The sequence below is a fragment of the Bradyrhizobium sp. KZN70725 genome, from assembly GCF_055264925.1.
Genome location: NZ_JBUYWT010000071.1, coordinates 1 through 20,000, shown reverse-complemented (window position 1 = coordinate 20,000; position 20,000 = coordinate 1). Strand labels below are relative to the sequence as shown.

The following is a 20,000-nucleotide window of genomic DNA, read 5'->3' as shown; positions in this document are numbered from 1 at the left end:
TGGCGGAGCCGAAGCTGGAAATGCACCGGGCCGGGGTCTCTGCCGATGATGGGTCGGGATGGCATCTTGCCGTATCGAGCAAGGGCTCCTTCTCGGTGCTGCTGCCGATTCCGTTCAATGATTTCACCACGCGCGACGCGCAGACCGGTGAGATCACGCATGTGGTCGGCGGCAAGAGCTCCGAAGGAATCAAGTTTGTCGCGGTCGAGCTGCCGCCGGGCAACAAGCCGCCGCCGGATCTCGCTTCAATCCCGAAAACGCTGGCCGCAAATCCGGCGAACAAGGTTTCCGACGTCGTCCGCAAGACAAGCGGCGATGCCGAGATTCTGCCCCTGACGGTGAGCGATGGCGGCAAGACCATGTACATGCGCTGCATCGATGCGAAGGGCACGCGCTACACATTGACGATCGAGTTTCCCAATGCCTATCGGGACCTGGTCATTGCAAACAAAGACAGGTTCTTCGAGTCATTCAAGCTGAAGAAGAACTCCTGAGCGGCGGACCGTCAGCGCTCGCCGTGCACGGGTGCGCATAGACTTCGGCCGCGCCGCTGATCGCGATCCCATTGTGCTGCTCGACTGCTGGCTGGGCATTGCGATCAACACTCCTTGAACGCTTTGTGATGATTCGGCCACGATTGACCTTCATCGTCTACGACCAAAGTTCATGGGCCGTTCATTTCGATTTCCGTACCTGTTCCACCCAAGAAGCTCGGCAAAACCTGCCCCAACAAGGAGACTTCCATGCGTGAGATCGTCCGTCCCGTAACTGCTGCGCTGAGCGTCGCGTGTCTTGCGATCGCCATGACCGCGGCGTCGAACAGCGGCGCATTCGCGCAAGCCAAGCAGCAGCAGATGGCGCCGCCGGCCAAGCAGCCCGCGCAAGCCGCGCCACCCGCGCAGGCTGCGGCTCCGGCACAGGACCAGGCCCCGCCGATCAAGCAGATCGCGCTGACCGACAAGCAGGTCGATGGCGCGCTCGCCGCGGCCAAGGAAATGGACCCGATCACCGCGAAGCTTTCCCAGGACGCCAAGCCGGATCCGAAGATCGTCGGTCAACTCGAGGGCATCGCCAAGAAGAACGGCTTCGCCAGCTATGACGAGTACAACAACGTCGTCGACAACATCTCGCTGGTGCTCGGCGGCTTCGATCCGCAGACCAAGAAATATGTCGGTCCCGAGGCCGTGCTGAAGGCGCAGATCGCCCAGGTCCAGGCCGACAAGAAGATGTCGGCCAAGGACAAGAAGGACGCGCTCGCCGACCTCAACGACGCCCTGAAGTCGCCGCCGCCTGCGGTCGAGAACAAGGGCAACATCGATCTCGTGACCAAGAGCTACGACAAGCTGATGGAAGAGTTCGGCGGCAGCGACGACAATTAATGCGTCGCATGATCTCGCCGGAAAACCGCTTCGCACTTTTCCGGATCACGCCCTGAGCCGTCAGCCGAATCAAAGATGAGCCCCGGAGAAATTTCTCCGGGGCTTTTTTATTGTCTCGGGACGCGTCCGGTTCAGGTGCGCGTGCGCATCCGCATCATGAAGCTGTCGAACGAGAGCTCGGCGACCTGCATCCAGGCCAGCGATTCGTTGCGATAAGCGGCGAGGCTCGCATGCATCTTGCCGAAATGCGGATTGCTCTTGGAAAGATCCGCGTAGATCTCGTTGGCCGCGTTGTAGCAGGCTTCCAGCACCTCCTGCGGGAATGGCCGCAACTGCGCGCCGGCCACGATCAGGCGCTTCAGCGCCGGCGGGTTGACCGCGTCATATTTGCCGGTCACCCAGGTGAAGGTGTCCTCGGAAGCCGCCTGGATCGCTGCCTGATAGTGCTTCGGCAGCGCGTTCCACTTGTCCTTGTTCATCACATTGTGGCCCTGGCCGGTGCCTTCCCACCAGCCGGGGTAGTAGTAGAACTTCGCGACCTTGACGAAGCCGAGCTTCTCGTCGTCATACGGCCCGACCCATTCGGCGGCGTCGATGGTGCCTTTTTCCAGCGCCGGATAGATGTCGCCGCCGGCGATCTGCTGCGGCACCCCGCCGACCTTGGCGATGATGGTGCCGGCGAAGCCGCCGACCCGGAATTTCAAGCCCTGGAAATCCGCCATCGACTTGATCTCCTTCCTGAACCAGCCGCCCATCTGGGCGCCGGTCGAGCCGGTCGGAATGCCGATGCAGTTGAATTCAGCGAGCAGATTGTTGAGCAGGTCGGTGCCGCCGCCCCATTGCAGCCAGGAAATGTGCTGGCGCGTGTTGAGGCCGAACGGCAGCGACGTGCCGAAGGTGAAGGCGGGATTCTTGCCCCAGTAGTAATACAGCGCGGTGTTGCCCATCTCGACCGTGCCGTTGGAGACGGCGTCCAGCACCTGCAGGCCGGGGACGATCTCGCCGGCGGCGAACGGCTGGATCTGGAAGCGGTTGTCGGTGATCTCGGCGACGCGCTTGCAGAAGAATTCACACCCGCCATAGAGCGTATCGAGCGCCTTCGGCCAGCTCGCCGCGAGCCGCCACCTGACCTCCGGCATCGATTGCGCGACCGCGGGCGCGGCGACCGCCGTCGCAGCCAGCCCGACGCCGCCTGCCTTCAAGAATTCACGACGTTTCATGCGTATCCCTCCTGTGTGCCGATACCTCGACAAGGGGAACGATCTTGGTGCCGTCTTTCTTCGCCGATCGATCGACGTTCTGTGATGAATGTGTCCGGTGGCCCTCGACGGGCTCTTGTCGTGGAAATCCGAGTTTCCGGTTCCACCGGTCAGGATGATCGTTTGCCGGAGGAAATCAAGCGCCTGCCTTCCTTGCAGGTGCGAAGGACAATCGGCGCTGTCGGTCTCATCCGATACCCGCCGCGATGGCTGCCGGCCCTGCCGCGATCTGCTACGCAGGGCGGGTGGGTTGATGGGAGTTCAAGGACATGGCCAACAAGAAAGTCGTGGTTGCCGGCGCGACCGGCCTCGTGGGTAACGCCGCCTTGCGACACTTCGGCGCATCCCGCGATTGCGAGCGCATTGCGCTGTCGCGCCGCAAGCCACGCGATCTCTACGGCGCACGGCATGTGCGAATCGATCTCACCAGCGCGGAGGATTGCCGTCGCGCCGCGGCCGAGCTCGCCGGCGCAACGCACCTGATCTACGCCGCGCTCTATGAGGCGCCCAGCCTGGTTGATGGCTGGCGCGATGCCGGCCAGATCGAAACCAACGACCGGATGCTGCGCAATTTGATGGGCGTGCTCGAACCCGTCGCGCCCGATCTCAAGCATGTCGCGCTGCTGCAGGGCACCAAGGCCTATGGTGTGCATGTCCGGCCGCTCACGGTGCCGGCACGCGAGGGCCGTTCGGAGATGTACGAGCAGCCGAATTTCTATTGGGCGCAGGAGAATTTCCTGCGCGAGCTGCAGCGGGGCAAGAGCTGGCACTGGAGCATCTTGCGCCCGGTCCTGATCATCGGCGAAGCCATGGGCGGCGCGATGGATCTGATCCCGCCCCTCGGCGTCTACGCGGCGGTGCTGCGGGCGCAGGGCAGGCCGCTGGATTATCCGGGCGGCGCGCCGCGCGTCGCGCAAGCGGTCGATGTCGATCTGCTGGCACGCGCGATCGCCTGGTCGGGCGACGCCGAGGCTGCGCGCAATGAAGCGTTCAACGTCACCAATGGCGACGTCTTCACCTGGGAAAATATCTGGCCGGCGGTATCGGATGCGCTCGAGATGACGCCGGGCCGGCACGTGCCGCTGTCGCTGGCGCAGGAATATCCGAAATGGATCGCGCCGTGGGACGAATTGCGCAGGACGCACGACCTGATCGCGCCCGGCCTGGAGGAATTCGTCGGCCTGTCCTTCCAATATGCCGATTACAGCATGCGCTACGGACAGACTGAAGCTGGTCCGCCGTCGATCGTCTCGACGGTGAAGATCAACCAGGCCGGCTTCACCGAGATGATGGATACGGAAGCGATGTTCCGGAAGTGGTTCAGGCTGGCGAAGGCGAGCCGGCTGCTGCCGTAGTATTCAGCCCCGCTCTGTCTTCTCCCTCTCCCCGTTCTTACGGGGAGAGGGTTGGGGTGAGGGGCCTCCATCCGGCGAGCACTTCGTCGCTTGTTGAGCATCATGCCTCGCCCCTCACCCGGATCACACCGGACGATGCTTCGCATCGCCGGGGCGACCCGACCTCTCCCCGCAAAGGGCGGGGAGAGGTGATGGACGTCCCGTCGTTCGAGCGTCAGCGCGAAAACGCCTGCTCCATCGCCTTGCGCGTCTTGATCGTATCGTTGCTCTCGTCGACCTCGACATCGCTCCAGCGCACGACAGCGCCATGGGCGACGTCGCTCTTCAGCTTCACCCGATGCGCAAGCCCGATCGGCAATGCGCCGGCGGCGAGGCTGGCGGCGGCCGGCATCAGCTTGCCCCACACGGTGTAGCCGCCTTCGCCGTCGAGCGTCTCGCCGGCGCGCAGATTGCGCTTGGCCACCGCTGCGACGTCGCCGCGGAAGCCGCGCGGTTGCCCGGTCGGCTCGTTGCGCAGCGCTGCCGACAGCACGGAGATGTTCAGCTCGAGTCCGATCAGATGATACGGCTTGTACATCGCCGCATAGCGGCCGGAGGCGTCGGTCTTGAGGCCGTACTGCTTGAAGCAATCGGCGGCATAATCGTTGGGCGCCTCCAGCACCACATAGACGCCCCAGCGCAGATCGCGGAACACCGGACGGCCGTCGCGCTCCAGCGACGACACCACTTCGACGATGCCGGATTTCTCCAGCACGCCGCCCTTGTCGCGCGGCCGCATCACATGCGGCAGGTCGTCGACGCCGCAGGGCGGAAACAGCAATCCCTCCGACGGCACCTCGAGGGTGCAGGCGTTGGCGATCGCCGCCATCTCGATCGCGGATTTGGTGCCGTCGAGGAAGGAGTTGAACATCTGCGGATTCATGCCGGCGGATTGCGCCTCGCCGGCGGTGAGCCCGTAATGCTGCCACACACCGTCCGGCGTGACGTCGTGATAGGCCGGCAAGTATTTCGTGCCCTTGCCGGCGGCGACGACGCGGAAGCCGGTCGCTCGGGCCCAGTCGACCAGCTCGGCCGTCAGCGCCGGCTGGTCGCCATAGGCCAGCGAATAGACCACGCCGGCCTTGCGTGCCTCCTCGGCGAGCAGCGGCCCCGCCAGCACATCGGCCTCGACATTGACCATCACGACATGTTTGCCGGCGGCAATCGCCGCGCGGGCATGGCGGATGCCGACGGCGGGATTGCCGGTCGCTTCCACCACGACATCGAATGCGCCGCCGGCGATCGCACGCGCGCCGTCGTCGGTGAAGGTGGTGGCGCTGATCCGCGCGTCGTCCCAGCCGACCGTGCGGCACGCCTCGCGGGCCCGGTCACGGTCGAGATCGACGATCACGGGCACCTCAAGCCCCGGCGTGTGCGGCACCTGCGACAGGAACATCGAGCCGAATTTTCCGGCGCCGATCAGGACGACGCGCACCGGCTTGCCGGCGGCGGCGCGGGTTTTGAGGAGGTGATGCAGGTTCATGATGCTTTCCAAACAAAAGGGTCGTTCCGGGGCGCGTGAAACGCGAACCCGGAACCTCGAGATTCCCCGATGCGCAACTGCGCATCTGCGGTTCGACGCTAACGCACCGCCCCGGAATGACGGTCGAAGACTTTACTCCGCCGCCTGCCGCGGTGCACGAGCGAGCCGCAGCAGCGCGTCGTCGGCGACGGTCTGGATCGGCGTGAAGTCGCGGTGCGCGATGTAGTCGGGCCGCGTCGGGGTGCGGATGTAATTCGAGACCGCGTTCAGCGTCAGGTAGACGATCTTGCGCGGGTAGGGCGTGATGTTGCCGCTCGATCCGTGCACCAGATTGCCGTGGAACATCAGCATGCCGCCGGGCTTGCCGGTCGGCGCGACGATGCCGCCCTGCTTCACGAGGCGGGTCACGGTTTCCTCGTCCAGCGTCCACAGCGGATAGGATGTGGTTTCGAGATCGTGCGAGGCTTTCAGATCGCCCGCGGTCTGGCTCTGCGGCACCAGCATCAAGGGGCCGTTGATCGGCATCACCTCGTCGAGGAAGATCGCGATGTTCATCGCGCGCGGCTCCGGCATGCCGTCATCGCGCTTCCAGGTGCCATAGTCCTGGTGCCACTGCCAGACGTCGCCGGTGAAGGCCGCCTTCGCGTTGATCTTGAACTGATGCATGTAGACCTTCTCGCCGAACAGCTGCTCGATGGGGTCGATCATGCGCGGATGCGCGCCGAGGGTGCCGAACGCCTCATTGTAGAGATGCGCGGCGAAGGCCGTGCGCGGCGCGCCGCTCTTCTCGCGCCACACCTCGGGGCGGTTGGCGTCATAGATCGAGACTGCTTCGCGCGCGAGGAAGTCGACCTCTTCCTGGCTGAACAGCTCGGGCAGGAACAGCCAGCCTTCGCGATGGAAAAATTCGACCTGCTCTTGGGTCAGTTTCATGGTGCTTTCCTCCTGTTGTTATTGTCATCCGGGGCGATGCGTGAGCATCGAACCCGGAATCTCGAGGTTCCCCGATGCGCAATTGCGCATCTGTGGTTCGGTGCTCCGCACCGCCCCGGAACGACGGCGGGAACGTCACGCCGCCACGTCGATTGCCCTCAGCTTCTCCTCGGTCATCCGTCCTGCCGTCTGCGCATGCGCCAGCGCCGCGGCTTCTGCCGCTGCGGCATTGCCGGAAAAAACATGCGCGGCGATGGTCTCGTGCTCGGTCCAGGCGCTGCCGCGGTAATCGAGCTCGGCGAGCACGGTCGCCATCGAGCGGCGCATATGCGGCCATTGCGGCGCGATCATCTCCTCGATCGCGGAATTTCCGGCGAGGCGATAGATCGCGCTGTGGAAATCGACGTCGAGTGCGATCAGGCGCGCCAGCGGCGTGCCGTCGTCGATCGCGCGTCCGGCTTCGAGCGCGGCTTCGAGTTGCGCGCGTGCCGCGGCATCTTCCTTGACACGCGTAGCGGCAAGCCGTGCCGCCAGCGCATCGATGGCGCCGCGGACTTCATAGAGTTCGCGGATGCGCTGCGGATCGAGCTGCGTCACCTCGAAGCCGCGTTTGCCGCTCTCCGCGACAAGGCCCTGGCGATGCAACAGATGCAGGGCGTGCGAAATCGGCTGGCGCGAGACGCCGAGCCGATCGGCAAGTTCGTTCTGGGTGATGCGCTGGCCAGGCAGCAGCGTGCGGTCGATGATCGCTTCGAGCAATCGCCCGTAAACCTGGTCGATGAGGTTTGGAAGCGGGTCCAACGGGATCATACCGACTGTCCAGTTTGGAATACGGAATTCCGTGTTCGAAAATGAAGTTACTGCGGGTTGGGGGAGCGGTCAAGGCTCCGGTTTGCGACCACGCTAAGCGATTGAGAATGGGCCGGTTTTTGACCGGGCCGCGCTGCGACAGCCGTCCCAACGTCGTGATGGCCGGGCTTGGATGCCGGGACCAGAGCCGCGGATGCCCGGGACAAGCCCGGGCATGACGAGTTTTTCGGAAACGCTACTTCGCCTTGCCCAGCTCCATCAGCGTCCGCGTCATCAGATAGAGCCGCGGCACGATCGAGTTGGTGTCGATGTATTCGTCGCGGGCGTGATAGCCCCAGCCGGCGAGGCCGAAGCTTTCGACCACGACCGCCTTGCCGCTGCGTGCGGCGTAGCCGGCGTCGGTCGCGCCGCCGGTCATTTCCGCGATGTCGAGCGTGCGCCCGAGCTCGGTGTAGATCGCCTGTCCCTGCCTGGCGAGCGCGCGGCCGCGATCATCGGCGACGAACGGCGGACGGCCCGCGACGACCTTCACGGTCACCTCGGTGTCCGCGATCAGTCTGTTCTTCACCTTCTCGTCGAGCGCGGCCTGCAGCTTTTGCACGCCGTCGGGAATGGTGAGGCGGATGTCGGCGCCGGCGGTGGCATGATCGGGGATCTGGTTGCGCACAGTGCCGGCCTTCGCGGTGGTCCAGTTCAGCTGCGTGCCCGGAATCGATTTCGCGATGTCCTGGGTCTGCAGCAATTGATGCGCGAGCTCGATCAGCGCGTTGCGGCCGAGCTGCGGCGCCGCGCCGGCATGCGAGGCCTTGCCTTTCACATCGATCGTGCCGGTGGCGGTGCCGCTGGCGCCGAGCAGCAGGCTCTCGTTCTTGGCCACCGGCGGCGCCACCGTCGGCTCGCAGGACAGCACCACGTCGTGCTGGTCGGCGAGCTCGGCGATGATCTCGCCGGAGCCGATCGAGCCGACCTCCTCATCCGGATTGAACGACACCGTGAGCTTGGCGTAGTCGCGCCAGCCCGCGTCGTTCAGGATCTTCAGCGCATGCAGGATGACGGCGATGCCGCCCTTGTCGTCGGCAATGCCGGGTCCGTAGATCCTGTTGCCGTCGACCTTATAGGGCTGGGTGTCGAGGATGCCGTGCTCATACACCGTATCCATATGCGCGATCAGCATCAGCTTCTTCGTGCCGCTGCCCTCAAAGCTGCCGATCACCATGTCGGCGCCGGCGCCCTTCGTGGTCTTGCGCCGCTCGGTCTTGGCGCCGAGCGCCTTCAGCCGTGCCTCGGTGTAGTCGGCCATCTTCTTCAGGCCTTCGACATCGCCGGAGCCCGACTCGATCAGCACCATGTCGTGCAGGCTCTCGATCACGGCCGGCTGGGCCTGCTCGGCGGCCGCACGCAGCTTCTCGTCTGCGGCGGCAAAGGCGGAGGAGGAGGTAAGGGCGAGCAGGCCGGCCGACGCGAGCAATTTGATGGATAGTTTCATGATTGTCCTCCCTGCGCAGATGCAGAGAGACACTAGCATTGCGACTTTGCTGCCTCCAGCTGTGTCAGCTGCGCTCAAGCACCTCGACATCGAAGGTCTCGATCTCCGAGACGTCGGCGGTCGCATCGATCGCCGCGATCCGGTCGCCTGAGATCGTGACCTGCAGCACGACGCGGAGCGCGCCGCCGAAGATGACGGCAACGCCGATCCCGCCGTCGACCAGCGCGGGCCTCGCCGCCTGCGCGCGTCCCCTAAAGCTTTCGGCAACCGCTGCGGCGCCGCGGATGACGGGTAGCGAGCCGAGCCGCTGCGCAGCCTGATCGGCGCGCACCACGACGTCGGGCGCCAGCACGGCCAGCAGTCCTTCGAAATCGCCGTTGCGGGACGCCGCAAGAAAGGCCTCGACGATGCCGCGCTGCCGGCTGAGATCGGCATCCGGTGCGGGCGGCGTGCCCTGCACGCGACGCCTGGCACGGCTGGCGAGCTGCCGCGCGGCGGCCGGCGTGCGGCCGACGATCGGCGCGATCTCCTCGAACGGCACCGCGAACATATCGTGCAGCACGAAAGCCAGCCGCTCGGCCGGCGCCAGCGTTTCCAGCACCACGAGCAGCGCGGCGCCGACGGAATCGGCCATCTCGGTCTCGCGCTCGGACGGATTGTCCGCGATCGGCTCCGGCACATGTGGGCCGATCGGCTCCTCGCGGCGCGATTTGCGCGAGCGCAGCATGTCGAGACAGATGCGCGCGATCACCGTGGTCAGCCAGCCCCCGAGATTGTCGACCGCCGCCGTGTCGGTGCGGCCGAGCCGCAGCCAGGTTTCCTGCACGGCATCGTCGACTTCGGCGGTCGAGCCCAGCATGCGATAGGCCACCGCCCGCAGGCGCGGCCGGTTGGCCTCGAACTGCTCGGTGAGAGAATTTTTCTCGTCCATCGGTCACATTCCCTTTGTCCGCTCCGTCATGGCCATGACGAACGAAACTGCGCCGATGTGACAACAGATCGGCACGGCGCCGTCAAAAGGCAATTCAGGAGAATGACATGATGAAAGCCCGCATGAACCACCCGGTGATGGTTGTTCCCGAGGCCATGAAGGCGCTGCAGGCGCTGAGCGAGAGCACCAAGCCAGCTCTGCCGGAAAGGCTGCTGGAACTGGTGCATCTGCGCGCCAGCCAGATCAATGGCTGCAGCGTCTGCGTCGATATGCACCCAAAGCTCGCCCGGCGTGCCGGCGAGACCGACGAGCGGCTGTTCGCGGTCGGTGCCTGGCGCGACGCGCCGTATTTCACCGAGGCCGAGCGCGCCGCGCTGGCGCTGACCGAAGCGGTGACCCGGCTCAGCGACCGCGAGGATCCGGTGACGGACGCGGTGTGGGACGAGGCGGCCAAGCACTTCGACGAGCAGCAGCTCGCGTCCCTGGTGCTGGGTATCGCGGCGATCAACGTCTGGAACCGGCTCAACGTCGCGGTGCGCCAGCCGGTCGGCGCCTGGAAGGTGTGAGAGAGTAGCTTTCTTACTTCGCCTCTCCCCTTGTGGGAGAGGCCGCCACCGATGCGTCGCATCGGTGGCGGGTGAGGGGTCTGCCTCCGCGGAGAGAACCCCTCACCCGGCACGATGCCGCTGCGCGCCATCGCGCCACCCTCTCCCACAAGGGAGAGGGTGCATCGCTTACGCGGAGAGAAACTCCAGCACGATCTCGCAGTAGCGCTGCGGGGCCTGTTCGAACATCGGATGGGTAGTGCCCGGGATCATCTCGGTGCGCGAACCCTTCACATTGGCGGCGAGCGCGTGCAGCACCTTCGGCAGCACGCCCTTGGTGTTGGCGCCGCCGATGAACAGCGTCGGCGTCTTGATCGCTTCCGCGTCCGCCTTCGAGAATGACGGGCGTTGGTCGCGGGTCTGGCCGATCAGCGTGGTCGCATTGTCGCGCAGCAGCTGCTTGGAGGTTGCCGGAATCCGCTTCCACGCGCCGGGGCCTTCGAGTGCGTCCATGAAGATCTGCAAGCCGCCGTCGATCTCGCCCTTGGCGATTTCCGCCGCGCATGCCGCGAAGCGTGCTGCCAGCGGCGAGGGGCCCGGCTTGAAATCTGGATCGAGGGTCTCGTCGAGCTCGCCGCCCGGCTCGGCGAGGATCAGCTTGCGCAACAGGTCGGGCCGGCGCTGTGCGGCGCGGAAGCAGATATGGCCGCCGCGGGAATGCCCCATCAGGTCGACCGGTCTGGTGTCGAATTTTTCGATAAAGGCGATCACATCGTCGACGTGCTGCGCGATCGAATAGGTGTCGCCGATGCCGTCCCAATGCGCCGGGAAGAAATGCCGCAGGCTGACCGCGATCACGCGGTGCCGCCGCGTCAGCGGGCCGAGCACCGCCGACCAGATCCGGAAGTCGCACAGCGAGCCGTGCACGCAGACCAGCGGCGGGCCCTCTCCGACATCGAGATAGGGCATGTCGAAACCGTTGACGTGGAGGCTGTGCATTTTGGGCTCGCGGAGAGGCAGGAGATGTTGTTGATTTGGCCGAAGTTCCCACGGAATTCGGGTGGATAGCAACATTCTCCAAGCCTAGATTCCGGATCAACAGCAGGCTCACGCGAGAGCTGAAGGGAACATCTGGAGCGAGCCATGACCGGCCAGCATTTTGCAATCTTCGAGACCATGATCGGCGCCTGTGGCGTCGTCTGGGGCGAGCACGGCGTTACCGGGGTGCAGCTGCCGATGGGCACCGAGGAGAAGACCCGCAAGCGGATCTTCCAGCGCAACGGCGAGGTCACCGAGGCGGCGCCGCCGGCCGAGGTGCAGCACGCGATCGACGGCATGATCGAGCTGCTCGCCGGCAAGCCGAACGACCTTGCCGACATTGTGCTCGATCTCGACGGCGTGCCGGAATTCAACCGCGGCGTCTACGACATCGCGCGGAAGATCCCGCCGGGCAAGACCGTAACCTATGGCGATATCGCCAAGCAGCTCGGCGGGGTCGAGCTGTCACGCGATGTCGGCCAGGCGCTCGGCCGCAACCCGTGCCCGATCGTGGTGCCTTGCCACCGCGTGCTGGCGGCGGGCAACAAGCCGGGCGGCTTCTCGGCCAATGGCGGCGTCGTCACCAAGCTGAAGATGCTGCAGATCGAAGGCGCGATCGTGAACCACACGCCGAGCTTGTTTGATTGAGGTGCACGCTCTTCTTATCCTCCCCTGGAGGGGAGGATCGGTTCGCATGAAATGCGAACAGAGGTGGGGTGAAGGTCTCTCGTAACGGGCGCTGCCCGCGTTGAGAGATCACCCCACCCCGTCTCACATTGCGCTGCGCCTGATGTGAGCCACCCAGAGAGCGAGCTACGCTCGTCTCGACCCCTCCAGGGGAGGGTGGCAGAGTGCGACTATCGCGAGTTTGGCTCACGTCACACCGTTTCGCACACAAACCCGCTGCCCTTCCGCCTGATCTTGCCAATCGACGGCGAGGGGAAATGCGCGGGGCAGCACAGCGTGTCGGTGTCGCAATAACGCTCCAGGAAGCCGCGCCGCGTCTTCGCGGCTTGCGCCTGGTCGACATCGAACTTCGCCGACAGCTCCGGATAATGCGTCTGGATCGGCGAGTGCATCAGATCGCCCGAAAAGACCGCAGCGTCCTTGCCGCGGCCGAAGGCGAAGGCGACGTGGCCCGGCGTGTGGCCGGGCGTCGGCAGGATGCGAGCATGGTCGCCGATCGCAAAGTCATGGCCGACGATCTCGGCGCGCCTGGCCTCGACCACCGGCAGCACGCTGTCCACGAAAGGCGGGACTTCCGCCTTCGCGTTGCTCTCGGTCCAGTAGTCGAACTCGGCCTTGTCGAACACGTAGCGCGCGTTTGGAAAGGTCGGCACCCAGCGGCCGTTCTCCAGCCGCGTGTTCCAGCCGACGTGATCGACATGCAGATGCGTGCACATCACATAGTCGATGTCAGCGACGGAGAAGCCGGCTGACGCCAGACTGCGCAGATAGTTGTCGTCGGTCTTCATATTCCATTTCGGCCGCGCCGGCCGCGGCTTGTCGTTGCCGATGCAGCTGTCGATCAGGATGGTATGGTGCGGTGTCTTCACGACGTAGGACTGGAACGCCAGGATCAGCGTGTCGCTGTCGTCGAGCGCACCCGCCGTTCTCATCCAGCCGCGGTTCTCGGCGAGCACGTCCGGCGTCAGTCCGGGCAGCATGTCGTGCGCGGGCAGGAACGTCGTCTCCTGCTCGACGATGCGATGAATGGTGAGATCGCCGGCGGCAAACTTCAGGCTCATGGTGCTTCCTTGGCGTTGGCGTTTTCGAGCGAAGTGGAGTCCGGTTCGCGCGAAGAAAACGCGAAAAAAGTTTCTAGTGCGCGTCGCGCACGGCGGGAATGATGATGTTGGCAAGGATATCCATCGCCGCAAGGCCTTCCTTCGGCTGGCCGTACCGGGCTGCCGTCGTCATCATCACAAGGTCGAGATCGGAGCCAGGCCGGCGATGCACAAGACCTGCGCCGGGAGGTGAGAGGCGGGGAGGCATTCGCGCGTCACATGCTCCCCGCTGTTGCCGTGGTCACGCCGCCGGCGGCGCCGAGATCTTCACCGACGGCCGCTCCAGCATCTTCTGGTAGAAGGCGTCGAGCTTGGGATAGGCCTTGCGCCAGCCGCAATCGGCGAAGCGGAAATCGGCATAGCCGAGCACGCAGACGAGGCCGATCTGCGCGATGTCGAACGACGAGCCATCGAGAACATCCGGCCGGTTCTCGAACCGCGCCATGCCGGCCCAGGCCCTGTTCCAGTGATCGTCGTGCCAGGCCTGCCACAGCGAGCCCTGCGGCCGCACCATTTTCTCGTAGCGGCACAGCAGCATGGAATCGAGCATGCCGTTGAGCAGGGAGTGATCGGTCTTCAGCTTCCAGCGTCGCGGGCCGTAGCCCGGGATCAGCCGGCCGCCGCCGAGCTCGTTGAGATATTCGACGATGACGTAGGAATCCAGAATCACGTCGCCATGGTCGAGGATCAGCACCGGCAGCTTCTTCAGCGGCGAGATCTTGGAATATTCGTCGTTGGCCGTGCCGGGCGCGACAGTCGCCGGCACCAGCTCGATCTTGTCGATCAGGCCAAGCTCGATCGCCGCGATGCGCACCTTGCGGGCGAACGGGGAGGCGGGAGAGAAGGTGAGTTTCATGGAGATGACCTCTTTACGAACACACAGTCGTCATCCTGAGAGACAGTGAATGTATGACTCTCGATGACGCAACATACTCGATGTCGTCCCGGCCTAGTGCGCAATTGCGCACGGGAGCCGGGACGACGAGGGGAGAGATTGCGCTGTATCCCCGAAAACTACGCCCCAACGATTTCCTGGCGCTGCTCGCCGAGGCCTTCGATGCCGAGCGTCACGACGTCGCCGACATTGAGATATTGCGGCGGTTTCATGCCGGTGCCGACGCCGGGCGGGGTGCCGGTCGTGACGATGTCGCCGGGCAGCAGCGTCATGAACTGCGAGACGTAGGAGATGCACTTCGCCATCGTGAAGATCATGGTCGAGGTCGTGCCGGTCTGGCGGCGCTGGCCGTTGACGTCGAGCCACATCGACAGCTTCTGCACGTCGGCGATTTCATCCTTGGTGGCGAGCCACGGGCCGACCGGGCCGAACGTGTCGTGCGACTTGCCCTTGGTCCACTGTCCGAGGCGCTCGATCTGGAAGTTGCGCTCGGAGACGTCGTTGCAGATGCAGTAGCCGGCGACGTGGTTCAGCGCGTCGGCCTCCGAGACATATTTGGCGCGGGTGCCGATGATGGCGGCGATCTCGACTTCCCAGTCGAGCTTGGTCGAACCGCGCGGCTTCTCGACCGGATCGTTGGGACCGGACAGCGCGGTGTTGGCCTTCAGGAAGAAGATCGGCTCGGACGGGATCGGGTTGCCGGTTTCCTTGGCGTGGTCGGAATAGTTCAGGCCGATCGCGACGAATTTGGAGATGCCGGTGACGGGGGCACCGAAGCGGGGCTTGCCGGCGACGGCGGGCAGGGAGGCGGGATCGAGGGCAGCAAGCTTCTTCAGCGATTCCGGCGTGTAGGCATCGCCGGTCAGGTCCTTCAGATGGGCCGAGAGGTCGCGGAGCTGGCCGGATTTGTCGATCAGACCGGGCTTTTCCGCACTCTTTTCGCCATAACGAACAAGCTTCATGTTGATCACTCCCTACGATGTCCTGAGGATTGTTACTGGTATACCTCGACACGCTTCATGGAACAGCGCGCCGGGAAATTCAACCGCCCTGAGCGCGCTGCATTGCTGCCAAGCCTTATTTCAAGGCCATTTCGGTCCAATCAGCCCAGCGCGATAAACCTGAACGCGTCGCCGTCGCGCTTGATGTGGCCGGCATTGAAATGCCCGCCGATCACCAGCGTCGACGTATCGGCAAAGCGCGCGAACAATTCGCGCCGCGTCGCGGCCGATTGCTGCTGGTCGGAGTCCGCGGTAGACGACCAGTCGAGGTGGTACATCTGGCAGGGATGATGCGCGACATCGCCGGTCAAGAGGCCTTCCTCGCCGCCGGACCTGATGTGGATGCTCATATGGCCGGGGCTGTGTCCGGGCGTCGGGATCAGCGTGATCTCCTCGGTCAGCCGGTGATCGCTCGGCACCAGTTCGGCCTTGCCGGCATCCGCGATCGGCTTCACGGAATCGGCGAACACGGCGGCATGCGCGGGATCGTCGCTATGGTCGCGCCAGTGCTCGTATTCGGTCTTGCCGAACACGTAGCGCGCCTTGGCGAAGGTCGGGACCCATTTGCCGCCGACGAGCTTGGTGTTCCAGCCGACATGGTCGACATGCAGATGCGTGCACAGCACGGTGTCGATGCTGTCTGGGGCAAATCCGGCTGTGGTCAGTTTTTCCAGGAACGGATCGCTGCGGTTGTTCCAGGTCGGCACGTTGCGGCCCTGCTTGTCGTTGCCGAGCCCGGTGTCGACGATGATGCGGTGCTCCGGCGTTTCCACCAGCAGCGAATGGATCGACATCTTCAGCCGGCCGTCCTCGTTGGCGAAATGCGGGATCAGCCAGGGCAGGCTCTGGATCTCTTCCCGGCCGGCCAGCGGCAGGATGAAGCGGGTGCTGCCGACCGTCTCGAGCTCGACGACTTTCGTGATCCTGACCTTGCCTACGGTCCAGTGCATGCGGCGTGTCCTCTATTTTTTTGTTGCTCTTGCCGGACCATGCGGGTTTCCGCACGCCGACGCAATGGATCAAGTCGGCGCCTCCTGCGTTACCGCCTCGTTGGACGAAGGAGTGTGCAATGCCGGAACTCGCAATCTCCCCTGAAAAGGTCGGCTTCTTGATCGAGAAGGCGCGGGAATTCGACGTCAAGGAGGGGCTCGTCGATCCCGACTCCGGCTCGAACGGCGCCGACGATGACATGATCGATGTGCTGGAGGATGACGGCACCGATCCGGTGGCGCGCGAGATCACCGGCTTCATCAACGCGCTCAGCGAGGACGAGCAGGTCGACCTCGTCGCCCTGATGCGGCTCGGCCGCGGCGACGGCACGATCGAGGAATGGGCCGATCTGCGCCGCGAGGCGGCGCGCGGACGCACCGGCCATGTCGCCAACTATCTGTTGGGCGAGCCGATGCTCGGCGATCTCCTGGCTGAAGGACTCGACGAGTTTGGCCTGGGGCCGAGCGACGAACGCATCACGCCGATCCACTAAGGATGCGGCTCCTTGCTTACCTCGCCCCGCTTGCGGGGAGAGGTCGGAATTCAAGCGTAGCTTGAATTCCGGGTGAGGGGGGCCTCCGCAATCTTTGCCTTCACCGTCTTTGCGGTGACAGCCCCTCACCCCAACCCTCTCCCCGTAAGAACGGGGAGAGGGAGCAGGAAGGAGAAACCGTGCTAACGCGCGCAGTCGACGATCACGGTGCCGATCTTGTCGCCCTTCTCGACGGCGAGATGGGCGTCGGCGGTCTCGGCGAGCGCGAATTGCCCGGCGATATTGTGCACGCGGGTGCCCGACGCCAGCCATTTGGTGATGTCGGCCTGCGCGGCCGCGAGCAGCGGCGGCGGCAGCGCGAACAGCACCAGCGAGCGCACGGTGATGCATTTCTCCATTAATTCGCGCACCGGCAGCGTGGGGGTGCGGTTGCCGTTGGTGGCGTAGACCGCGATCGTCGAGTTCATGGCCATGATCTTCAGCGTGGTCGCGAGATTGCCGCCGAAATCGACGTCGATCACGCGGTCGACACCGCGGTTCTCGGTGAAGGCCATCACCTTGGAGACGACATCCTCGGTCCGGTAGTTGACGACGGTGTCGGCGCCGGCGAGCCGTGCCTCGACGTCCTTGACCTGCGAACTGACGGTCGCAATTACGCGCGCGCCGCCCCATTTTGCCAATTGCACGGCGTAGTGGCCGACCGCGCCGGCGCCGCCGGTAACCAGCACCGTCTGCCCGGAGATCGGACCGTCGGCGAACAGCGCGCACCACGCGGTCATGCAGGGGATGCCGAGCGTAGCACCTGCCGCGAACGACACGTCCTGCGGCAGCGGCGTCACCAGATAGTCGGCCAGCGTGATGTATTCGGCCGCGGTGCCGAAGGCGCGGCCGTTGCGCTGGCCGTTGAACAGCCAGACGCGATCACCGACGGCAAAGCGCGTGACGCCTTCGCCGACCTGGTCGATGATTCCGGCGCCGTCGCTGTTCGGGATCACGCGCGGGAATTCCATCGCGCGATAGTTGCCGCTGCGGCGGCCGACATCGGCCGGGTTGACGCCGGACGCCTCGAGGCGAACCCGGACTTCACCGGGACCAGCCTCGGGCGTCGGCATCTCGCCGACGGTAAGCACCGTCGGCGCCGCGCCGGTCCGTTCGTACCAAACAGCTCTCACAACGTACCTGGGAAGGCACCGCCGTCGAGCAACAGGTTCTGCCCGGTGATGAAGCCGGCCTTGGCGCCGCACAGGAATGCGCAGGCATAGCCGAATTCGTCGGGATCGCCGAAGCGGCCGGCGGGGTTCAGCTTGGCGCGCTCGGCCAGGACCTGCTCGGCCGAGATGCCGCGCTTCTCGGCCTCGGGCTTCGCGGTGCCGCGCAGGCGGTCGGTCTCGAACGGGCCCGGCAGCAGGCCGTTGATGGTGACGTTGTTGATCACGGTCTTGCGCGACAGGCCGGCGACGAAGCCGGTGAGGCCGGCGCGGGCGCCGTTGGACAGGCCGAGGATCTCGATCGGCGCCTTCACCGCCGCCGAGGTGATGTTGACGATGCGGCCGAACTTGCGCGCCATCATGCCGTCGACGGTCGCCTTGATCAGCTCGATCGGCGTCAGCATGTTGGCGTCGATCGCCTTGATCCAGTCGTCGCGGGTCCAGTTGCGGAAATCGCCCGGCGGCGGGCCGCCGGCATTGTTGATCAGGATGTCGGGCTCGGGGCAGGCCTTGAGCACGGCTTCGCGTCCCGCCGCCGTCGTGATGTCGCCGACGATCTCGGTGACGGTGACGCCGGGGTGCGCCTTGCGGATTTCGTCGGCGGTCTGCTTCAGCGCCTCGGCGCCGCGCGCCGTCAGGGTAACGTGCACCCCCTCATTGGCGAGCGCGATCGCGCAGGCGCGGCCCAGTCCCTTGCTCGATGCGCAGACGATGGCACGGCGGCCTTTGATTCCAAGATCCACGGTTCACTCCCTGTGATGTCGGTCGGTTTGTAAAGGTTTGATTGCACCAGTCTAGCGAAGCTCGGCGGCGCCGATAAGGGACGTGCAATGCATAAGTGCATGCCGGGCAGGAACAGTGCGGTGGGCCGGCGCCCTAGATGCGTTGCTCGCGCCGCAGCCGCTCGATCGCCATGGTGGCCTCGGGCGGCAGCGAGCGGAATCCGGCCTGTCCGGCCGCGGAGAACAACGGCCGCAATTGCGATCCGTTGAGGAATTGCGGCTGTCTGGCGAGCGGCACCAACTGATCGAACACCAGCACCAGCGTGGTCACGACGAGGCCGACCCTGATGGCGCCGAGCAGCGCGCCGCCGAGGCGGTCGCCGATCCCGATCTCCGAGCCGATGGTGTCGTCGAGCATCGTCCGCGCCATCTTTCCGAGGATGACGCCAATCAGGAGAAAGAGGCCGAACAGCAGCACGCCATTGGGCGGAAACGGCGACGACGGCAGCGTCGCGATGTGGGGCCCGATCATCGCCAGCGCGGCGACCGCAAGCGGCATGGCGACGAGATAGGCCAGGATAGTGACCGCGCTGCGCAACAGGCCGGTCGTGAAGCCGGTCACCACTGCGAACACCGACCCGAGGATGACGGCAAGGTCGAAGAGATTCATGGATGAGGAATTCCTGCCCCAATCTCCTACTGTCCCCTGGTTGATCAAACCTGCTTACATCAGGGACAATTGTCGCTATCACTCGTCCGCTTCAATCCGGGAACCTGTCGATGTCCGACCTATTCGATGTCAGTAAAGAAATCATCCTCATCACCGGCGCCTCGCAGGGGCTCGGGCGGCAATTCGCCCGCGTGCTGGCGGCACATGGCGCCGCGGTGGTGCTGGCCGCGCGCCAGACCCCGAAGCTGAAAAGCCTCGCGGAGGAGATCAAGGCCAAGGGCGGCCGCGCTGCCGCGGTGCAGATGGACGTCGCGGATATTTCCGGCATCGCGAAAGCGCTCGACGCCGCGGAAGCCGCGCTCGGTCCGGTCACGGTCCTGATCAACAATGCCGGCATCGCGATCGAGAAGCTCGCGACCGAGCAGACCGAGGCGGATTGGGACGCCGTGATTGGCGCTAATCTGAAGGGCGCCTACTTCCTCGCGACCGACCTTGCGCGGCGCATGATGGCGCGCAAGCAGCCGGGCAATATCATCAACGTCGCGTCCGTGCTCGGGCAGGGCGTGCTCAAGGCGGTGTCGCCCTACGCGATCTCCAAGGCCGGCATGATCCAGGGTACCAAGGCGATGGCGCTGGAGCTCGCCGGCAACAACATCCGGGTCAACGCGCTGGCGCCGGGCTATATCGATACCGAGATGAACCATGATTTCTGGTCGACGCCGGCAGGCGAGCGGCTCGCCAAGCGCATCCCGCAGCGCCGGGTCGGTGCCGAGTCCGATCTCGACGGCGCGATCATGCTGCTGGCCTCGAACGCCTCGCGCTACATGACCGGGACGGTGGTGACGGTGGATGGCGGGTTCTTGCTGAACTAGTAGCTCGTCACAGTGATTTTGACTCTTTGGGTATGCCTGGATAGGCGCGCCCCAGTTTGGTGCGAGCTTTGTCCGTTGTGAACATCCAGTTGATACGGGCGCGA

At 64.9% G+C, this 20,000-nt stretch carries 21 protein-coding genes (1 of these 21 running past the window's edge); 7 read left to right on the top strand and 14 right to left on the bottom strand.

Annotated features, from left to right (window positions below; translation table 11 throughout):
* A protein-coding gene (locus ACZBJS_RS37295) for a hypothetical protein (protein WP_316396055.1) crosses the window boundary here: on the top strand, positions 1–494 show its 3' portion. 172 nt of this gene lie to the left of the window's left edge; only the last 494 of its 666 coding nucleotides appear in the window; its start codon lies beyond the left edge, outside the window; it ends in the stop codon at positions 492–494.
* 249 nt (positions 495–743) lie between these two features.
* Positions 744–1,379, top strand: a complete 636-nt coding sequence (locus ACZBJS_RS37290; protein ID WP_076827472.1) for a hypothetical protein — start codon at positions 744–746, stop codon at positions 1,377–1,379.
* A gap of 131 nt (positions 1,380–1,510) precedes the next feature.
* On the opposite strand, the gene ACZBJS_RS37285 is transcribed toward ACZBJS_RS37290, so the two are convergent.
* Positions 1,511–2,599, bottom strand: coding sequence for a TRAP transporter substrate-binding protein (locus ACZBJS_RS37285; RefSeq protein ID WP_057017852.1), 1,089 nt, complete (start codon positions 2,597–2,599; stop codon positions 1,511–1,513).
* A 308-nt stretch (positions 2,600–2,907) separates the two neighbouring features.
* On the opposite strand from ACZBJS_RS37285, the gene ACZBJS_RS37280 reads away from it, so the two are divergent.
* Positions 2,908–3,993: an NAD-dependent epimerase/dehydratase family protein gene (locus ACZBJS_RS37280; RefSeq protein ID WP_316396056.1), complete on the top strand. Its 1,086-nt coding sequence runs from the start codon at positions 2,908–2,910 to the stop codon at positions 3,991–3,993.
* A 214-nt stretch (positions 3,994–4,207) separates the two neighbouring features.
* Here ACZBJS_RS37280 and ACZBJS_RS37275 read toward each other — a convergent pair whose 3' ends face one another.
* From ACZBJS_RS37275 to ACZBJS_RS37255, 5 genes are all read right to left on the bottom strand, one after another.
* Positions 4,208–5,515 (bottom strand): NAD(P)H-dependent oxidoreductase, encoded by a 1,308-nt coding sequence (locus ACZBJS_RS37275; RefSeq protein ID WP_316396057.1) that lies wholly within the window; start codon positions 5,513–5,515, stop codon positions 4,208–4,210.
* Positions 5,516–5,647: 132 nt separating this feature from the next.
* The gene (locus tag ACZBJS_RS37270; RefSeq protein WP_050425629.1) at positions 5,648–6,448 is read right to left on the bottom strand and encodes a phytanoyl-CoA dioxygenase family protein; all 801 of its coding nucleotides are present in this window, start codon (positions 6,446–6,448) and stop codon (positions 5,648–5,650) included.
* A 135-nt stretch (positions 6,449–6,583) separates the two neighbouring features.
* The gene (locus ACZBJS_RS37265; RefSeq protein WP_057017850.1) at positions 6,584–7,258 is read right to left on the bottom strand and encodes a GntR family transcriptional regulator; all 675 of its coding nucleotides are present in this window, start codon (positions 7,256–7,258) and stop codon (positions 6,584–6,586) included.
* A gap of 235 nt (positions 7,259–7,493) precedes the next feature.
* Complete coding sequence (locus ACZBJS_RS37260; RefSeq protein ID WP_316396058.1) at positions 7,494–8,744, bottom strand: M20/M25/M40 family metallo-hydrolase; 1,251 nt, start codon at positions 8,742–8,744, stop codon at positions 7,494–7,496.
* Positions 8,745–8,808: 64 nt separating this feature from the next.
* The gene (locus tag ACZBJS_RS37255) at positions 8,809–9,675 is read right to left on the bottom strand and encodes a sigma-70 family RNA polymerase sigma factor (RefSeq protein ID WP_057017848.1); all 867 of its coding nucleotides are present in this window, start codon (positions 9,673–9,675) and stop codon (positions 8,809–8,811) included.
* A gap of 110 nt (positions 9,676–9,785) precedes the next feature.
* Between ACZBJS_RS37255 and ACZBJS_RS37250 the strand changes: the two genes are divergently transcribed.
* Positions 9,786–10,241: a carboxymuconolactone decarboxylase family protein gene (locus tag ACZBJS_RS37250; RefSeq protein ID WP_229189202.1), complete on the top strand. Its 456-nt coding sequence runs from the start codon at positions 9,786–9,788 to the stop codon at positions 10,239–10,241.
* 168 nt (positions 10,242–10,409) lie between these two features.
* Here ACZBJS_RS37250 and ACZBJS_RS37245 read toward each other — a convergent pair whose 3' ends face one another.
* The gene (locus ACZBJS_RS37245) at positions 10,410–11,219 is read right to left on the bottom strand and encodes an alpha/beta fold hydrolase (RefSeq protein WP_316396060.1); all 810 of its coding nucleotides are present in this window, start codon (positions 11,217–11,219) and stop codon (positions 10,410–10,412) included.
* A gap of 144 nt (positions 11,220–11,363) precedes the next feature.
* Here ACZBJS_RS37245 and ACZBJS_RS37240 point away from each other — a divergent pair, with 144 nt between their 5' ends.
* On the top strand, positions 11,364–11,906 hold the full coding sequence (locus ACZBJS_RS37240; RefSeq protein WP_057017846.1) for a methylated-DNA--[protein]-cysteine S-methyltransferase: 543 nt from the start codon (positions 11,364–11,366) through the stop codon (positions 11,904–11,906).
* 230 nt (positions 11,907–12,136) lie between these two features.
* Here the strand turns inward: ACZBJS_RS37240 and ACZBJS_RS37235 are convergent, their stop codons facing one another.
* The 4 genes from ACZBJS_RS37235 to ACZBJS_RS37220 form a co-directional block, all read right to left on the bottom strand.
* On the bottom strand, positions 12,137–13,006 hold the full coding sequence (locus tag ACZBJS_RS37235; protein WP_316396061.1) for an MBL fold metallo-hydrolase: 870 nt from the start codon (positions 13,004–13,006) through the stop codon (positions 12,137–12,139).
* Between the two features lie 280 nt (positions 13,007–13,286).
* Positions 13,287–13,901 carry a glutathione S-transferase family protein gene (locus ACZBJS_RS37230; RefSeq protein WP_028333557.1) on the bottom strand — a complete coding sequence of 205 codons (615 nt, stop codon included), beginning with the start codon at positions 13,899–13,901 and terminating at the stop codon, positions 13,287–13,289.
* A 158-nt stretch (positions 13,902–14,059) separates the two neighbouring features.
* On the bottom strand, positions 14,060–14,902 hold the full coding sequence (locus ACZBJS_RS37225) for a fumarylacetoacetate hydrolase family protein (RefSeq protein ID WP_316396062.1): 843 nt from the start codon (positions 14,900–14,902) through the stop codon (positions 14,060–14,062).
* 140 nt (positions 14,903–15,042) lie between these two features.
* The gene (locus ACZBJS_RS37220; protein ID WP_253625377.1) at positions 15,043–15,891 is read right to left on the bottom strand and encodes an MBL fold metallo-hydrolase; all 849 of its coding nucleotides are present in this window, start codon (positions 15,889–15,891) and stop codon (positions 15,043–15,045) included.
* A 119-nt stretch (positions 15,892–16,010) separates the two neighbouring features.
* Here ACZBJS_RS37220 and ACZBJS_RS37215 point away from each other — a divergent pair, with 119 nt between their 5' ends.
* Complete coding sequence (locus ACZBJS_RS37215) at positions 16,011–16,424, top strand: DUF3775 domain-containing protein (protein WP_057017842.1); 414 nt, start codon at positions 16,011–16,013, stop codon at positions 16,422–16,424.
* Between the two features lie 182 nt (positions 16,425–16,606).
* Here ACZBJS_RS37215 and ACZBJS_RS37210 read toward each other — a convergent pair whose 3' ends face one another.
* From ACZBJS_RS37210 to ACZBJS_RS37200, 3 genes are all read right to left on the bottom strand, one after another.
* Positions 16,607–17,596: an NADPH:quinone reductase gene (locus ACZBJS_RS37210; protein WP_076828120.1), complete on the bottom strand. Its 990-nt coding sequence runs from the start codon at positions 17,594–17,596 to the stop codon at positions 16,607–16,609.
* Positions 17,593–18,375, bottom strand: coding sequence for an SDR family oxidoreductase (locus tag ACZBJS_RS37205; protein ID WP_057017840.1), 783 nt, complete (start codon positions 18,373–18,375; stop codon positions 17,593–17,595). Before ACZBJS_RS37205 ends, ACZBJS_RS37210 begins: the two co-directional genes overlap by 4 nt.
* Positions 18,376–18,508: 133 nt before the next feature.
* Positions 18,509–19,024 (bottom strand): CvpA family protein, encoded by a 516-nt coding sequence (locus ACZBJS_RS37200; protein ID WP_057017839.1) that lies wholly within the window; start codon positions 19,022–19,024, stop codon positions 18,509–18,511.
* Between the two features lie 110 nt (positions 19,025–19,134).
* Here ACZBJS_RS37200 and ACZBJS_RS37195 point away from each other — a divergent pair, with 110 nt between their 5' ends.
* Positions 19,135–19,896 (top strand): SDR family NAD(P)-dependent oxidoreductase, encoded by a 762-nt coding sequence (locus ACZBJS_RS37195; RefSeq protein WP_316396064.1) that lies wholly within the window; start codon positions 19,135–19,137, stop codon positions 19,894–19,896.
* Positions 19,897–20,000 lie beyond the last annotated feature (104 nt).

Bases quoted from the DNA above. Each gene is read 5' to 3' on its own strand.
- ACZBJS_RS37290 (WP_076827472.1), top strand. From the start codon at position 744: ATGCGTGAGATCGTCCGTCCCGTAACTGCTGCGCTGAGCGTCGCGTGT.
- ACZBJS_RS37285 (WP_057017852.1), bottom strand. From the start codon at position 2,599: ATGAAACGTCGTGAATTCTTGAAGGCAGGCGGCGTCGGGCTGGCTGCG.
- ACZBJS_RS37280 (WP_316396056.1), top strand. From the start codon at position 2,908: ATGGCCAACAAGAAAGTCGTGGTTGCCGGCGCGACCGGCCTCGTGGGT.
- ACZBJS_RS37275 (WP_316396057.1), bottom strand. From the start codon at position 5,515: ATGAACCTGCATCACCTCCTCAAAACCCGCGCCGCCGCCGGCAAGCCG.
- ACZBJS_RS37270 (WP_050425629.1), bottom strand. From the start codon at position 6,448: ATGAAACTGACCCAAGAGCAGGTCGAATTTTTCCATCGCGAAGGCTGG.
- ACZBJS_RS37265 (WP_057017850.1), bottom strand. From the start codon at position 7,258: ATGATCCCGTTGGACCCGCTTCCAAACCTCATCGACCAGGTTTACGGG.
- ACZBJS_RS37260 (WP_316396058.1), bottom strand. From the start codon at position 8,744: ATGAAACTATCCATCAAATTGCTCGCGTCGGCCGGCCTGCTCGCCCTT.
- ACZBJS_RS37255 (WP_057017848.1), bottom strand. From the start codon at position 9,675: ATGGACGAGAAAAATTCTCTCACCGAGCAGTTCGAGGCCAACCGGCCG.
- ACZBJS_RS37250 (WP_229189202.1), top strand. From the start codon at position 9,786: ATGAAAGCCCGCATGAACCACCCGGTGATGGTTGTTCCCGAGGCCATG.
- ACZBJS_RS37245 (WP_316396060.1), bottom strand. From the start codon at position 11,219: ATGCACAGCCTCCACGTCAACGGTTTCGACATGCCCTATCTCGATGTC.
- ACZBJS_RS37240 (WP_057017846.1), top strand. From the start codon at position 11,364: ATGACCGGCCAGCATTTTGCAATCTTCGAGACCATGATCGGCGCCTGT.
- ACZBJS_RS37235 (WP_316396061.1), bottom strand. From the start codon at position 13,006: ATGAGCCTGAAGTTTGCCGCCGGCGATCTCACCATTCATCGCATCGTC.
- ACZBJS_RS37230 (WP_028333557.1), bottom strand. From the start codon at position 13,901: ATGAAACTCACCTTCTCTCCCGCCTCCCCGTTCGCCCGCAAGGTGCGC.
- ACZBJS_RS37225 (WP_316396062.1), bottom strand. From the start codon at position 14,902: ATGAAGCTTGTTCGTTATGGCGAAAAGAGTGCGGAAAAGCCCGGTCTG.
- ACZBJS_RS37220 (WP_253625377.1), bottom strand. From the start codon at position 15,891: ATGCACTGGACCGTAGGCAAGGTCAGGATCACGAAAGTCGTCGAGCTC.
- ACZBJS_RS37215 (WP_057017842.1), top strand. From the start codon at position 16,011: ATGCCGGAACTCGCAATCTCCCCTGAAAAGGTCGGCTTCTTGATCGAG.
- ACZBJS_RS37200 (WP_057017839.1), bottom strand. From the start codon at position 19,024: ATGAATCTCTTCGACCTTGCCGTCATCCTCGGGTCGGTGTTCGCAGTG.
- ACZBJS_RS37195 (WP_316396064.1), top strand. From the start codon at position 19,135: ATGTCCGACCTATTCGATGTCAGTAAAGAAATCATCCTCATCACCGGC.